This is a genomic window from Halomonas sp. ALS9 (assembly GCF_001651035.1).
Lineage (GTDB): Bacteria > Pseudomonadota > Gammaproteobacteria > Pseudomonadales > Halomonadaceae > Vreelandella.
Genome location: NZ_LXRG01000192.1, coordinates 333,972 through 349,331 on the forward strand (window position 1 = coordinate 333,972; position 15,360 = coordinate 349,331).

The 15,360-nt window shown below is 56.6% G+C and carries 12 protein-coding genes; 3 read left to right on the forward strand and 9 right to left on the reverse strand.

Annotation, left to right across the window (positions count from 1 at the left end):
* Position 1 precedes the first annotated feature (1 nt).
* Genes A6R74_RS15425 through A6R74_RS15435 form a run of 3 tightly spaced genes read right to left on the reverse strand, consistent with a single transcriptional unit; the run spans position 2 to position 5,397 of the window.
* Positions 2–2,596 (reverse strand): molybdopterin-dependent oxidoreductase, encoded by a 2,595-nt coding sequence (locus A6R74_RS15425; protein ID WP_064235365.1) that lies wholly within the window; start codon positions 2,594–2,596, stop codon positions 2–4.
* A gap of 11 nt (positions 2,597–2,607) precedes the next feature.
* A complete protein-coding gene (nrfD, locus tag A6R74_RS15430) occupies positions 2,608–3,567 on the reverse strand; it encodes an NrfD/PsrC family molybdoenzyme membrane anchor subunit (protein ID WP_064235366.1) in 960 nt (319 codons plus the stop codon).
* A gap of 51 nt (positions 3,568–3,618) precedes the next feature.
* The gene (locus A6R74_RS15435) at positions 3,619–5,397 is read right to left on the reverse strand and encodes a 4Fe-4S binding protein (RefSeq protein WP_165603389.1); all 1,779 of its coding nucleotides are present in this window, start codon (positions 5,395–5,397) and stop codon (positions 3,619–3,621) included.
* A 372-nt stretch (positions 5,398–5,769) separates the two neighbouring features.
* Here A6R74_RS15435 and A6R74_RS15440 point away from each other — a divergent pair, with 372 nt between their 5' ends.
* Positions 5,770–6,696 (forward strand): 1,4-dihydroxy-2-naphthoate polyprenyltransferase, encoded by a 927-nt coding sequence (locus tag A6R74_RS15440; RefSeq protein ID WP_064235368.1) that lies wholly within the window; start codon positions 5,770–5,772, stop codon positions 6,694–6,696.
* A gap of 85 nt (positions 6,697–6,781) precedes the next feature.
* Here A6R74_RS15440 and A6R74_RS15445 read toward each other — a convergent pair whose 3' ends face one another.
* Positions 6,782–7,084 carry an antibiotic biosynthesis monooxygenase family protein gene (locus A6R74_RS15445; RefSeq protein ID WP_035560873.1) on the reverse strand — a complete coding sequence of 101 codons (303 nt, stop codon included), beginning with the start codon at positions 7,082–7,084 and terminating at the stop codon, positions 6,782–6,784.
* Positions 7,085–7,193: 109 nt separating this feature from the next.
* On the opposite strand from A6R74_RS15445, the gene A6R74_RS15450 reads away from it, so the two are divergent.
* Positions 7,194–8,771 (forward strand): cryptochrome/deoxyribodipyrimidine photo-lyase family protein, encoded by a 1,578-nt coding sequence (locus tag A6R74_RS15450; RefSeq protein ID WP_064235369.1) that lies wholly within the window; start codon positions 7,194–7,196, stop codon positions 8,769–8,771.
* Between the two features lie 450 nt (positions 8,772–9,221).
* Here A6R74_RS15450 and A6R74_RS15455 read toward each other — a convergent pair whose 3' ends face one another.
* Both A6R74_RS15455 and A6R74_RS15460 read right to left on the reverse strand, forming a co-directional pair.
* Positions 9,222–9,803, reverse strand: a complete 582-nt coding sequence (locus tag A6R74_RS15455) for a Swt1 family HEPN domain-containing protein (protein ID WP_064235370.1) — start codon at positions 9,801–9,803, stop codon at positions 9,222–9,224.
* A 1-nt stretch (position 9,804) separates the two neighbouring features.
* Entirely contained in the window at positions 9,805–10,449 is a 645-nt protein-coding gene (locus tag A6R74_RS15460; protein ID WP_082906701.1) for a DUF5343 domain-containing protein, read from the reverse strand.
* Between the two features lie 388 nt (positions 10,450–10,837).
* On the opposite strand from A6R74_RS15460, the gene A6R74_RS23250 reads away from it, so the two are divergent.
* Complete coding sequence (locus A6R74_RS23250; RefSeq protein WP_276204800.1) at positions 10,838–10,969, forward strand: hypothetical protein; 132 nt, start codon at positions 10,838–10,840, stop codon at positions 10,967–10,969.
* Positions 10,970–10,978: 9 nt separating this feature from the next.
* On the opposite strand, the gene gabT is transcribed toward A6R74_RS23250, so the two are convergent.
* Genes gabT through A6R74_RS15475 form a run of 3 tightly spaced genes read right to left on the reverse strand, consistent with a single transcriptional unit; the run spans position 10,979 to position 15,159 of the window.
* Positions 10,979–12,250: a 4-aminobutyrate--2-oxoglutarate transaminase gene (gene gabT, locus A6R74_RS15465; protein ID WP_064235372.1), complete on the reverse strand. Its 1,272-nt coding sequence runs from the start codon at positions 12,248–12,250 to the stop codon at positions 10,979–10,981.
* Positions 12,251–12,261: 11 nt separating this feature from the next.
* Positions 12,262–13,713 carry an NAD-dependent succinate-semialdehyde dehydrogenase gene (locus A6R74_RS15470; protein ID WP_064235373.1) on the reverse strand — a complete coding sequence of 484 codons (1,452 nt, stop codon included), beginning with the start codon at positions 13,711–13,713 and terminating at the stop codon, positions 12,262–12,264.
* A gap of 30 nt (positions 13,714–13,743) precedes the next feature.
* On the reverse strand, positions 13,744–15,159 hold the full coding sequence (locus A6R74_RS15475) for an APC family permease (protein ID WP_064235374.1): 1,416 nt from the start codon (positions 15,157–15,159) through the stop codon (positions 13,744–13,746).
* Positions 15,160–15,360: the final 201 nt, after the last annotated feature.

Sequence of the window (15,360 nt, forward strand, 5' to 3'; positions counted from 1 at the left end):
GTTAGACCCGCTCGACCTTGACGCGTGATTGGCCACCGTGGCGGGCGGTCGAGCCGCTGAGGCGCTCGAATTCAGGGTACAGGATTTCGTTGTTATTGCCGCCGAGCGGCACATGCTCGGCGAAATTGGCGGCGGCGACCCGGCCATAGGCCCAGTGGCCCTGGCCATAACATTTCGCCACCGTGCCCGGTCTGAGCCCTTCCCACCGCTTCAACTGAACGGTGATGGAACCCGTCGTCGAGGTGACTTTGACCCTATCGCCGTCGTGCAGCCCAAGGGCGTCTGCATCGACCGGGTTCATCTTGAGTACGTCACTCCAGTTCTCGTCACCTGGGTCGACGTTCTTGTGCGCCTGGTACCAGGTACAGTTGGCCGAGCGCCCTTCGCGGTTCAGGCGAGAACGGTGTTCAAAAAAGATGAAGGGGTATTCGGCCTCGTCACCATGGCGAAGGGCGGGTTCGAAGTGGGGAACGAAGGCGAGCTCTCCGCGACCGACATAGTTGGTGGCTTCGAGTACCTTGTCTACCGTGGTGTCATGACGGTCGGCATGCCCCTGCAGAGCAGCTTTGAGTGTTTCGCTGTAGAACTCGACCTTGCCTGTCTGAGTGGCAAAGTTGTCGATACGCTGACCATATTCATAGCGATGGGAATTCCAGACGCCCTTCGCCTTGAAATCTTCCCAGCCCTCGAGACGGTCGCCATACCGGCCATAATCCGGGTGGGTGCTGTCCCAGCAGCCGCGAGTCAGCATCTTCAGGGCGGATTCTGTGAATTCCTCGCCATTGGTCGGCGCCGCGCCGGTTTCCGGATCAGCGAAGGCTTCAGTGTAGTAGCGATAGAGGTTATCGAAGCCCCGCTCGGCCAGTTTCTCCGCCAGCATGAAGGGCACTTCCGTCTCGTCCTGTTTTACGTCCCAAAGCGGCTCAAGCACGCGCTGATTCAGCGAGACATAGCTGTGCAGATTCTGTTTGTTCTTGACGAACCCCCACTTCTCGAACAACTGATGAGCGGCGGGCAGCACCAGATCCGCAAACATCGACATTTCCGAGGCATTGGTGGTCAGGTGCACAAAGAAGGGAAGCTCCGACAACGCCTGCTCCCAACGATAGGAGCCGGAGGTGGAGAAGCCGAAATTCGACCAGTAGGCGATGGCCACCTTAATCTCGTTGGGGCTCTTGGCGAGCATACCGTCGGCGGCGGCATTGGTTACCACACCGCCCCCGCTCTTGCCGCCGTTGAGTGATGGGAAGGCCAGGGTGCCGCGCTGATCGATCTTGTCGTACTTGCTATGGCTTGCCGCCAGCTCGTCCTGATAGGCCGTCAGGTCGGGTATATCGCCGGTTGGATCCTTGACCTTGGCGACCACGCCCCCTTTGGCATCAATGGAACCCACCAGACCATTGAGGGCATGGGTGGCCATGGATGAATAGCCACCACGGGCCTGCATGGAGGCGCCGGGAGATAGCCAACTGATGGCCCGCGAACCGGCAGCGGCGAACCCCAGCGCCACACGCCGAATCTGTTCTGCGGGAATGCCGGTGCGCTCTGCCGCCCACTCCGGGGTGCGATCCTTGAGCTCAATATTCCACCACTGAACCACGCCATGGGTATGGATCTCGTTGAATACCGGCACCGTAGTCTGGCTCTCGTCGACGGTCTGTCCCACCACAAAGCGGTTTTCACCATCAATGAAATCTCCGACGAAGGCCTTGTTCCAGACGCCTTTCGCGAGGATGACGTGAGCCATGGCCACCGCCAACGCGCTATCCTCGCCAGGGATCACCGGCAACCATTCATCGGCTTTCGCAGCAGTGGCGGACAGCCGTGGGTCGACAACGGCCACGGTGGCATTGTCGCTCATGTTGCCCCAGAAATTGATGGCGTGGGGCACCTGCCGGTTGGAACTCACCGGGTCGGCGCCCCAGCAGAGCACATAACGGGTGTGTTCTAGGTCATAGTCCCGATAGTCCCACTGGCCCTCCACATAGTAGGGGCCGAACTTCTCGGCCTCGGCGCAGATGGCCGAGTGACTGATATTATTCGGGCTGCCGATGATCTTCGGCACGGCGGAGTAGAGGATATCGCGCAGGTAGGTATAGCGGCCGCGGAAGAGCGCAAACTTCTCGGGCTCCCCGGCATCGCGCAGCTCCATGATCTTGTCGGCGAGCATGTCCATCGCCTCGTCCCAGGAAATCGGCACGAAGCCTGGATCCTTACCGCGCCCCTTTTCGGGATTGGTGCGCTTCATCGGCTGGCGGACTCGATCGGGGTCATAGACTTGTTGCAACGCCAGGTGCGGGCGTGGACAGATCTTGCCGTGGTTGGCCTTGGCCAGCGGATTGCCACGCATATGAACGGCGCGGCCGTCGACCACCTTGATCTGCACTGGGCACCAGCTCGTGCAGCCCTGGCAGGTGGAGGGCATCCATTTTCCAGCGGCTTCCGCGGGTTGTGCCTGGGCGCTGGCTGTCGAGAATAAACTCAGTGCCGGGCCCCCTGCCGCAGCGGCGACGGTACCGGCGCTGCCCTGAAGAAAGCCTCGGCGAGAAATCTGCCAAGCGTCATCATGTTTGGATGTCGGGATCTGATCCGTCATGGGAAAACTCCTCAGGATAAAGTGGCCAGCGTCGAGATCGGGAGGTTCAGCTGTCCGCCCAGTACCGCCACGTAACGGATGGCAAAACCGCCTCCCAGCATCAGTACGCAGAGGATAGCGGTGGCAAAGGCCGGCAAGGAGCGCCCACGTAGACCCGCCAGCAAGGCGGCGACACACAGGGCCAGGGCTCCGATCAGCGCAGTGATAGCCAGGGTGATAAGGCTGCCATAGGTCGCCAGTACGGCGGTTATCACCTCCTGATCGCGTGTTGGGCCGAAGCGAAGATCTATCCACCAAGCCAGCAGGGTGACCAGTAACAGAGCCGTCGACACCAGCATGACCAGCACCAACGGGCGCAACCCTGCCCAATAGTCTTTCAGGCTCCCCTCCTCCGAACGGGCGCCCAGGAGGGCGATGCGAATCATGTGCACCAGCAGGGCACCGGCGCTCCCGGTGATCATGAAGAGCAGCACGGAGGCGATGACCATCTGGCCCGTGGCCCACAGCGGGTGCGAGGAAATCACCGCCAGCAGCACACCGTGATAGAGGCCGGTGAGCACTGCGAGAGGAACCGCAACCCAGCCCACCAGTCGAGCACTCAGCCAGTCGAGCAGGGAGAAGTTAGGGAACAGCAGACGAAAGGCAAAGATAGCGCTCAAGCCCACGAAGGCGCCCTGCAGCAAAGCGCCCCACCACATGATCGAGGTCGGAGCGAAATTAAGCCCCATCTGATAGACGTGGAACTTGTAGCCGAGTTTCGAAAACAGCAGGGTCAGGCCAATGGCCACCGCTACGGGGGCGATCACTGCGGCTGTCTGGGCCAGGGGTCGATAGCGACGATCCGCCAGGCACCAGAGCAGGAAGGCGAGCAGGAAAGCGCCAACGCCGAGGCCGCCCAGGGACAGATCCCAGGCAACCCGCGCGTCCCAGATAATGCCGGGCTGTATTTCATAGAAGGGTGACGTATCCATGATCGACCTCTTTGTGATGGTGAGGGTTGTTTTGTCTGCTGCGACCCGCGGTCATTGTCCGTGTCGACAGGCGGGACAGCGGCGAAATTGTCGTTCGATATCGGCGGCCCCGGTCGCTGAGGCGAGCTTTGCGATCATTGAGTCCAGCAGCGTCACCGGCATATGTGAGCTTCCGCAGGCGTCACAGGTGGCAAGCGCTACTTCATTAAGAGGCTGCCAGCGATAGCGTTGTGCCACGCTGGCCAGTCGAGGTTGCAGGGTGATGGCATTTTCCGGGCAGAGACGTTCGCAGAGGCCGCACTGAATACAGTTGGCCTCGGCGAGTTCCAGCCGGGCGGCATGCTCGTTCTCACCATAGCGAATCGACGCCGTTGGGCAGGAATGGGCGCATACCGAGCACATAACGCAGGCTTGAAGGTCGACTGAAATCCCGCCGATCGGCGATCCGACCGGCAATGCAAGGGGCTGCTGGTCGCCAGGCATCAGGGCTTCCTGCCAACGGCGCAGGGCGGCATTGAGCAGCTCACGCTTGCGTGAATCCTGTGAGAGGACAAGAGGCTCGTTGAACATGTGCTGAACCATGGCGATGCCAGGCTCGTGTTCATATTTATGGCGAGCGCTGCCGATGCTGATAACGTCTTGGCCCAACCCCATGGCCTCGGTGATGCAGGCGATCTCGGCCAGGCGCTTATCCAACAGTTGACGAGTGTCGTCGGGCAGCCTGGCTTCGGGCGACAGCTCCACGCGATTGACGCCACGGGCTAGCGCAGCCAGCCAGAGTTCCTCGCCAAAGGCAGCGATCACCGGCACCTCCAGGACGGCATGCGAACCGAGTGACTCATTGGCGTCGCAATCGGGACGGGCACCTCCCGCCACCACATGCAGTGTCGACGGGGGATGTTCGCGCGCGTCGATGACACTGTTCATGCGCTCCAGCAGATCGAACCGACGGGGCTGGGCGACGCTTAGAGCCCCCGTTGGGCAGGCCAGCGTACAGGCGCTGCACCCCTGGCAGAGGTGGGGTTCGACACGAATCAGGGCGCCTTCGGAGCGGATAGCGTCGGCACCACAGACATCCAGACAGCGCGTGCAGCCCGTCTGCCCGGCGATCTCGTGGGCACAGATTTCAGCTGTGTAGGCGAAGTAGCGGGGTTTCTCGAAAGTACCCACCAGCTCGCCTGCCTGGGCGGCAAGATCCGATGGCATGACCGACGCATCGGCATGCAGGTAGCCCGGGGGATGTACCAAGCGTGCGAGTAGCGGATGCGTCGAGAGATCCATGATGATGTCGGCGGTCAGCAAGTGGGAGGCGTTGGTTTCCGTCATCGCCGATTCGATACGAAAGTCGCCCAGCCAGCCCTCGATGCGTAGCGGCGAAGCGTCGACCACCGTCCAGCTCTCGGGAGTCTGGCTGGCCGCCAGCCCCGGCGCTATGGCAATGATTCGCCCCTGGGTAAAATCACTGGCGAGTGCAAGCAGCGTCGATGCGCGATCACTGATCAGCGCCACAACCCCGTCAGACTGGTAAGTAACCCCGTTCACTGCGGCCCTTCCCACAGCGACGCGCGTCAGAATCGGTGTCTGACAGGTTGATCCATTGCTGAAGGGTTGCTGATTCATTTCGACTCCATTGCGGACAGGGGCATCACCCAGTGCTGACGTTGCAACAGCCCGCGGCTGCCTGTAGTCCCTGTCGATATCTACCGTATCCAGCAGGCTGCGCTCGGTATCGTTTCTTGCCTGCTCCAAACGTTGACGAAGTTGCTGCACTTCCTCAACCAGGGCTTCGCGCTGGAACTGTCGGTTCAAGTCGAGACAACAGGTTCGCAATTTGCTGGCCCACAGGCCCAGGGTGTAGATGACCCTTGGCAGACGATGCGGGCCGACGACGATCAAGGTGATCAGACAAACAACCAACATCTCCCAGGTGCTAACATCAAACATAGGGATGGTGGCAAAATTCGGGGAACATGGATTTCGCTCCTTGGCAGGCAACGGCCTGCATTCACATCACTCTAGGAGCATTGAGGTAGCATGCCAGCATAGATCGGCGCGAGCTTGATTCAGGTCAAGCATCAGGGAAGTATTGTGTTCTTTGTGGAGAAGTGTCTCGGCAACCGCGGATACTGATCTACCGAGCCTAAATGCGGCAAACTGACATCAGCTTTTTAAATGAAAATAGTTAATAGGAACAATGACGTAATGGAATCACCCGCTAAACGCCGCCACTACCAAGCCTGGTTGCTAGCCGCTCGCCCCCGAACGCTGCCACTGGCCTGCGCGTCTATACTATTGGGCAGTGGGTTAGCGGCTAGCGTGGATGCTTTTAATGGCGCGGTGCTTTTGCTCGCCCTGCTGACCGCGATTGCGCTACAGATACTCTCTAATCTCGCCAATGACTATGGCGACGCGGCTTCCGGCGCTGATGATCAGGCACGCATTGGGCCGGTGCGGGCGGTCTCTTCAGGCTTGCTAACGCCACAGGCAATGCGCACAGGGATGGTAATTACGGCAATCGTAGCAGCGCTGTTAGGGCTTTCATTATTGGTGACCGCCTTTGGCAACCAGTGGGGCCAAATTGTCACTTTCCTGCTGCTAGGTGCCGCCTCTTTATTAGCCGCCGTGACCTATACCGTTGGGTTGGGTGGAACGCCCTATGGATATCGGGGGCTGGGGGATATTTCCGTCTTTATATTTTTCGGACTGCTCGGCGTGCTGGGCACTTACTACCTCTATACGCAGCAACTCAGTTGGTTGCCGTTTTTGCCCGCTGCGGCATGTGGGCTGCTGGCCACCGCAGTGCTCAATGTGAATAACGTGCGCGATATCGAAAGCGATGCGCGTAACGGCAAGATCTCCCTGGCGGTGCGGTTGGGCCGCGAGAACGCGATTAACTACCACTGGGCATTATTGGTACTGGCGCTGTTACTCACCGTGGTTTATCTGGCAGCTCTCCCCGCTCCCTGGTTGAGCTGGAGTTGCCTGCTGGTCGCCAAGCCACTGACGGATGCCGCCAGAACGTTACGTCATACTCGTGATGGCGAGATTTTGACCGGCATGCTGAAAAAAACCGCCATTTCGACGCTGCTTTTCAGCGTATTGCTGTCGATTGGTTTGGTGCTGGCTTAGTCAACGTTTTAGCTAATGTTTTAGCTGCCCCTGTCAGCGGGGCAGCCACCCCGCTGACAGTCGGCTAACGCTTGCAACGCTAGCCTTACAGCACCACCTCATAACCCTCAAACTTAGGTGGGCCGAGGTAGATGCCTTCCGGCGCTTTGGCATTGGCGTGGGCTTTGCGGAACGCGTCTGACTTTGTCCAGTCACGGAAAGCCTCTTCCGACTCCCACACGCTGTGGGAGATAAACACGGTGTGATCTTCCTGGCTTTCGCCTTGCAGCATCTTGAACTGCTTAAAGCCCGGCACTTCGTCCAGATGAGAATCACGGTTGCGCCACACCTCTAAAAAGTCCTCTTCGCGGCCTGGGGCAATCCGAAAACGGTTCATGGCGATATACACTATTAATCTCCTACTGTTGGATTCTGCTGGGTTGATTACGCAAACGCTACCTTGATGGTAACGTCATCGGTTCATGACGAATAGCTCGGACAAATAGGCTTAACGGTTAATGGCTAAGGCACCCATTCAGGTTGTTTGGTTCAAACGTGATTTACGTATTCATGATCATGCGCCGCTCACCAACGCTGCCATGGCGGGCCCCGTGCTACCCGTATTTGCGATTGAACCCGGCCAGTGGCAAGCGCCGGATAGCGCTCTGCGCCACTGGCAGTTTGCCGCTGACTCACTGATCGACCTTTCCAACGCACTGGAAACACTCAGCCTGCCGCTTTGTATTTGGCAAGGCGATATGGTCTATTTGCTCAACGCCCTGAAAGCCCATTACGGCGAATTTACCCTGCACGCTCATCAGGAAACGGGCAACGCCTGGAGCTTTGAACGAGATAAATGCGTTAACCAGTGGTGCCGAGAGCACAACGTGAATTGGCATGAAGCGCGCCAGCAGGGCGTGGTGCGCGGGCTGACTAGCCGCACGGGGCACCAGAGCCGCTGGGAGTCGCATTGGGAAACGCTAATGACCGCCCCCACCGCTGCTGCCCCGCAAAACGCCCAAGCGGCTGAGGGTTGGCAAACCTTTCACCATATTGACGTTGATCAGCTCCACAGCCTAACCCTTGGGTTTGATACCACGCCGTGCCCCGAGCGCCAGTTAGGCGGCCGCAGCGAAGGCCGCGCACTGTGGCGAAGCTTTGTAAGCCAGCGCGGGCGGCGTTATCGCGGTTCGTTGTCTAAGCCATTGCTGGCCTGGGAGTTTGGCTCGCGGCTTTCGCCCCACTTGGCCTGGGGCACGCTTTCCATGCGCGAAGTCGTGCAGTCGCTGCGCCGCCAGCGCAAAAAGCATGATGAAGATACTGCCTGGGCGCGCTCGCTGCGTGCTTTCACCTCGCGGCTTTACTGGCACTGCCACTTTATTCAAAAGCTCGAAAGTGAGCCAAGCATTGAGCATCAAACGTTGCACCCAGCGCTGCGCGGGCTGCGGGAACGCGACCCAGAACACCCCAACCTGATCGCCTGGAAGCGCGGCCAAACCGGTGTGCCGCTAGTAGATGCCTGTATGCGCAGCCTGATCGCCACCGGCTGGATCAACTTCCGTATGCGCGCCATGCTGATTTCTTACGCCACGTTCAACCTCGGGCTGCACTGGCGTGAACCCGCCCTGTACCTTGCGCGGCTATTTACCGATTATGAACCGGGCATTCACTATCCCCAGGTGCAGATGCAGGCGGGCGCCACAGGCACCAACACGCTGCGGGTCTATAACCCCATCAAACAGGCGGAAGATAACGACCCGGACGGTGAGTTTGTCGCCCGCTGGGTGCCAGAACTAACGCCACTGCCGTTAGAGTGGCGCGCCAAGCCCTGGACGCTGCCGGAAAGCCTGCAAAAGCGCTTCGGCTTCCAACCCGGCGAACACTACCCAATTCCCCACGACTTTGAAGCCGAAGCGCGGCACTGGAAGAAAATGCTCTATGAGCTGCGTCGCACCCCAGAAGCAAGGGAATCAAGCCAAGCGATTGTGGATAAGCTCGCCAGCCAGCGTCGACCTTCAAAGCAGCGCGCTAAAAAAGCAAAGCCCGCCAATCGCCAGCAGCTTTCGCTGTTTGACGATGGCGGGTTGGAAGGATAGGTAGCGGTTACGCTTAGCGATAGTAAGGCTGATGATGCCACTCAGCGCCGCTCGTACTCTATTTAACAGTGCCAATACCGGCGCACAACGCATCTGGGAAATCACGGCATAAGCGAAACTACCAATCCACTGTTCTAATATGTATAAACTCACTTTCAGGTACCCGGTTTTACCTTGCACTTGGTATGGCATATGCGCCATGAGAAGGAGCATTTCGTTCGCCACGTTACTAATATCCTTATCGAACTGTTGCAGTAAAGCTCCCTTAAAAATTACCCATCCTGCGTCTCGTTTGAGTAACGGCCTACATATGCTTACTCAGTTGACAGTAAAGTAACTAACGCCTAGCTCACCGACCCATATTGCGGGGAGCATTTGTGTAAAATAGAACGCAGCACTACACAAACGAGCGTAGAAATATAGAGCCGCATTCAGCTATTCGTTAGCTGCCTATTCCATAAGCCTAAACCAATCTTCAATAGTAAGCCCCAAACGGATCGATTCGCTTTTATGAATTGGACAACTATGTGCAATTGGGCCACGCATAATATTTAAATTTGTCATAATCCGATTAAACGCCTTTTGAGAGTTAAATAAATCATCGAAGGCTTCCCAGTTCTTCCTTACAATATCACCAAGCTCGCCAAATGTTGTGTAATCAATCGGACTCTCTGACCTAGGAGTTATGCCCGCATCTAGTTCTCGTTTTATATTAGCATTAACGTTATTCTGTATGTCTTCTTTTACTTTATCTGTCCACCAGTTGGCATCATAGTAATCTCTCATTTTTTCAGTAATAAGCCTTCTGATAGACCTTTCCAAGCAATAGAAAGCTTCATAATGGCTGGACATTACTTTTGCTTCATTTCTAAGATCTTGCTCAAATTGAGGATAGAAATCAGGATCTTTATCTATCGACACTTCGACATTACGACCGAGGTCTAGTGAGAGTTCTTTCTCAACATCATCAATTGCGCTTTCGAGTAGCATATTACGCATTTGAAATAGCTGAATTCGCTCCATTGTTTTCATATTAGGAATCCAGCAAGTTTTCTTTTAATGACTTAAATATTGCAGAATAGACTTTTGGATCATCCGATTTTGGTAAAACGATATTAATCGTATAATTTAGGCCCAGTTTTAGCTGAGAGGAATGATCTTTAACTGACTGTTTTGAATCAGCTACGCTTGCCTCAACACTGGAGGTGCTTTCTTCTTCGTCTTCATAATCACCTATCGTGCCATTAACAGCATCAAAATCAGCGAAATCTAATGCATTCAAGAACGTTTGCAGTGTTTTTTCTGCAGTACTGTTTTCTGCGGAAACACCAGTAATTTCAATAATATGACCCTTGATATCTTTCGGATTTAGCTTGTTGGCGTATTCATTCCTGCGAAACAACTCTTCATAACCGATTTTTATTGCCGATGCCATGGCATAACCGGATGTAGCCGAATTTCTGAATTTCTTATATAAATCAGTTGGGGTTCCATCTGTATTCAATATTCCACACTTTTTTGCCCAGGAAATGAATGTTCTATCGTTTCCGCCTTTGAAGCCCAATACCGTAGATAAAAAATCTGCATTGAACACACTAGGCACAGCAGCTTGCTTAATTTTATTTAGTATTTTTGTAAGTGCATTTGGTGCGCTCATGTATGGTAGTTTCTTTGACACTTTTTTCTCCTTTTTAGTGGCTGTAGCTAACGCCTGTAATACCGGAAAGCCAGAGCGCAGCGACGGTTTTTTCGCATTCTTTCGCTTGTTAATTTTTTAGCCGATGAATATTGCATAAAAAAATTTTCCTGCACTTAACAGAGCAAGTATGGCGCCGACCATCTTTCTTGATAAGGATGAAAGTGGCAGGCCTTGATAGTGCTAAACCATATCACCACAGAACCATAAAAACGGAAAGAGGCAAGACACCAATACCTGAGTTCCCGATAGCTCAAAAAACCATCTTTCCCAAGTACATAGATGGCTCACATCATTGCTCCAACAAGCTGCGTAACAGAAATTCGCGTTTCTGAAGCCTTTCCCAGCATTTTCACCTTGGTCAGTTACAATGCCAAATCAAGCTTATCACAGGGTGTTTAGGACGACTGACTATCTCAACTTTGAGCTTTCAACGCATAAAAAACCCGCCAATCGCCAGCAGCTTTCGCTGTTTGACGATGGCGGGTTAGATGAAGCCTAGAAGGTAGTATTAGCTAAGCGCTTCCAGGGACTGCTCGATAATGCTGAGCCCTTCTTCCAACACCGCAGACGACACCGTCAGCGGCACCAGAATACGGATGCTGTTGCCGTAGAAACCGCAAGAAAGCAGGATCAGGCCTTTCTCGCGGGCTTTGGCACATAGCGCGCCAGTCATTTGCGTATCTGGCTTGCCGTGGCTGTCGAGCAGTTCAAACGCGGCCATGGCACCGAGTTGGCGGCCATGGGCTACGGCGGGGAAGCGTTCTTCCCATACCGCGAAACGCTCCGCCAGCATTTTGCCCATCTGCTCGCTGCGGGCGAGGATGTTTTCCTCTTCGATTACCTCGATCACCGCCAGCGCTGCGGCGCAGGAGAGCGGGTTGCCGCTGTAGGTGCCGCCTAGCGAATTGGGGCCAGAGGCGTCCATCACTTTGGCGCTACCCACCACGGCAGAAAGCGGCATGCCGTTGGCCAGGCTCTTGGCGGTGGTGAGAATATCCGCCTCGATGCCGCTGTGTTCGAGGGCAAACAGCTTGCCGGTGCGGGCGAAGCCGGACTGCACTTCGTCGGCGATTAGCAGAATGCCGTGCTCGTCACACAGTGCGCGTAGCGCTTTCAGGTAGTCCGGTGAGGCAATGTAGAAACCGCCTTCGCCTTGTACCGGCTCAATCACGATGGCCGCCGTACGGTGCGGGGCGATATCGGTTTTGAACAGCGTACGAATGGCGTTGAGCGAGGCTTCTTCGCTGATGCCGTGCAGCGGGTTGGGGAACGGTGCGCGGAACACATCGCCCGGCATCGGGCCGAAGTCGTTCTTGTAGGGCAACACCTTGCCGGTCATCGCCAAGGTCATCATGGTGCGGCCATGGAAAGCACCGTCGAAGGTGATAATGCCGGTGCGGCCAGTGGCAGCGCGGGCAATCTTCACGGCGTTTTCCAGCGCTTCGGCACCGGTGTTGACTAGCATCGCTTTACGCTCGGGGCCGCGTACCGGGCTCAGTTCACACAGCTTTTGGCACAGTTGCACGTAGGGCGCGTAGGAAATTACCGCCGCGCTGGTATGCATCACTTTCTTGAGCTGCGCTTCTACCGCGGCGACGATTTTCGGGTGGCGGTGGCCCAGGTTCAGCACGCCAATACCGCCCGCAAAGTCGATCCAGCGGTTGCCGTCGGCGTCCCACAGTTCGGCGTTTTCAGCGCGCTCGGCAAACTGGGTAGTCGGCGTGGCGGCACCGTTGGCCACATAGCGGTTTTTTAGCTCGTTTAGTTCTTGGTTAGTCATCATCGTTCTCTTTATAAACCGCCAACGCAGACGTATTTCAGTTCGGTAAACTCATCCAGCCCGTGGTGGGAGCCTTCGCGACCCAGCCCGGACTCTTTTACACCGCCAAACGGTGCAAGCTCGGTGGAGATCAGCCCTTCATTGACACCGACCATGCCGTACTCCAGCTGCTCCATGGTGTGCCAAATGCGGCGGTAGTCGGTGGCGTAGAAGTAGGCCGCGAGACCAAACGGCGTATCGTTGGCCATGGCGATGGCTTCTTCATCGCGCTGGAAGCGGAACACCGGCGCTACCGGGCCGAAGGTTTCTTCGTCGGCCACTGCCATCTTGGTGGTGACGTCGGCCAACACCGTGGGGGTAAAGAAGCGCTCACCTGCGGCGTGGGGCTTGCCACCACAGAGTAGCCGCGCGCCTTGGTTCAGCGCGTCGTCTACATGGCGCTGAACCTTGTCCACTGCCGCTTGGTTGATCAGCGGGCCGATGATGCTGCCTTCCGCGAGGCCATCGCCCACCTTTAGCGCATTCACACGCTCGGTTAGCTTGGCGACGAAGGTATCGTAAATACCGTCCTGCACCAGAAAGCGGTTGGTGCAAACACAGGTTTGCCCAGCGTTACGGAATTTGGAGGCAATCGCACCGTTAACCGCGGCATCCACATCGGCGTCGTCAAAGACGATAAACGGCGCGTTGCCGCCCAGTTCCATGGCTGTTTTCTTCACCGTGCTGGCACACTGGGCCAGCAGGTGTTTGCCCACCGGCGTTGAACCGGTGAACGACACTTTGCGCACCCGCGGATCAGTGGTGAGCACCTCACCTACCGCTGCCGGTTTTGAAGCGGTAATAACGTTAATGGTGCCTGCTGGCAGGCCTGCTTCTAATGCTAGGTAAGCGGCTGCCAGCGCGGTGAGCGGCGTGGCTTCGGCGGGCTTGATGACCACGGTGCAGCCAGCAGCCAGGGCCGGCGCGCACTTACGGGTAATCATCGCCAGCGGGAAGTTCCACGGGGTAATCGCAGCGACCACACCCACCGGTTCGCGCAGCACCAGCAGGCGTTTGTCAACACCGTGGCTGGGCAGGGTTTCACCGGCCATGCGCTTAGCTTCTTCGGCGAAGAACTCGATAAATGAGGCGCCGTAGACCACTTCACCTTTGGCTTCTGCCAGCGGCTTGCCCTGCTCTAAGGTCATCAGGCGAGCCAGGTCATCGGCGTGCTCAATAATCAGTTCAAACCAGCGACGCAGTACCGCCGAGCGCTGCTTCACTGGGGTCGCGCGCCAGCTGGCACCGGCGTTATAAGCGGCGGCCACTGCGTCACGGGCATCATCCGCGCCCATGTCGGCTACGCGGGCAATCGTTTCGCCGGTGGCGGGATTATCGACCGCAAATGTCTGTTTCCCTGCGCGCCACTCATCGCCGATCAGGCCAGCGACGCCATCGTGCAACCACTGTTCAATAAAGCTCATATTATTCTCCTGAGTAACGCTGTTAGAGGCTTACAGATCCACTTTCATATGGCGGTCGCTGTACTCACGCCCGTAGGTGCGCAGTGCATGCACATACAGCACAATGCCTAGCGCCGCCCAACCAGCAAAAATAGTCCACTCCGCACCGCTTAGCGCCGCAGGGCTACCCGGTAGGTAGAGGCATGCCATTCCAAAGGACAGAATGATGGCTAGGGTGCCGCACAGTTTGCCGTTACTCACTTTGAATGGGCGGGGCATATCCGGCTCGCGCACCCGAAGCACCACAAAGGAGATCGCCACAAACAGGTAGGCCAAAACGATGCCTAAGCCACCGGCGTTAACGATCCACACCAGCGCCGGGCGTCCAAAGAAGGGCGCGATGCAGGAGAGAAAACCCATCATAAAGATGGCATTGGTCGGGGTTCTGTAGCGCGGGTGCAGCTTGGCGAATGGGGCAGGCAGCATACCGGCTTTCGCCAGCGCGTAAATCGCCCGAGAGCCGCCAATGTAGAAGGCATTCCAGCTGGTAATGATCCCCGCAATACCCGCCATGACCATTAAGTTGCTAGCCCACGCGGCGTTAAACAGCGAGCCCATGGCATCCGGCACGCTGAGCGAGCTTGCCGCCAACTCATCACTATTGAGTGCCAAGCTGGTGGCCAGAATAATCAGCGCGTACCAGACCACCGCCAGGATGACTGACATCATCAGTACTTTGCCGATGGCTTTATAGGGGAGGTTAATCTCTTCAGCGGCCTGAGGGATAACGTCAAAACCCACAAACAGGAACGGCACCATGACCAGCACCGCCACAATTCCCGCGACCACGCCGGTATCGGCCTGGGTGAACAGCGGCATCATGTTGATGGTTTCGCCTTCAAACAGCGAACCGGTGACAAACATCACCCCCACCAGCAGAATTAATCCGGTGACAACTTTTTGCAGCAGCGCAGCGGTGGTCACGCCGAAGTAGTTAATGACCATCATGGCCAGCGAACCGCCCACGCCTACCGCGACCCAAGTGGCTTTAACTTCCCACCCGGCAATTGTCCAGAGGTGGCCAACGGCGTAGTTGGGCGCCAAGTGCTCGATAACCGTGGGCAGGGCGACGGCTTCAAAAGCCACCACGCTTAAGTAGCCTAGAATAATTGCCCACGTGCACAAAAATGAAGGCAAGTGGCCTAAAGCGCGGTAGCTGTAAACGTGCTCGCCACCGACTTTGGGCATCGCAGCGGCCAGCTCTGCATAGGTAAGGCCGACCAAGACAATCGCTAAGCCACCGATAATAAACGCTATAATGGCACCTAGACTGCCAGCGGATTGAATCGCTGTGCCGGTCAGTACAATCCAGCCCCAGCCGATCATCGCGCCGAAAGCTAGCGCTAATACATCGCCACGGGCCAATACCCGGACGAGCCCTTCCTGTTCTGATGAGGGAGTAGTCATTGTAGAGTGTCCTGCGAGTTATTGGATGTTGTCGTTGGCGCTCAGGGGCGCAGTATCCTGATCCTGATTAACGACCGCGTTTTAAACGGTCTTACTAAACAAGATAGCAACACGCTAGCAGGCGGGAGAGAAAACGCGAATGCACCACTTTTAGGTTCGACTAGACCACTTTTTAGGCGCACCGAAAGGGTGCAATATTTT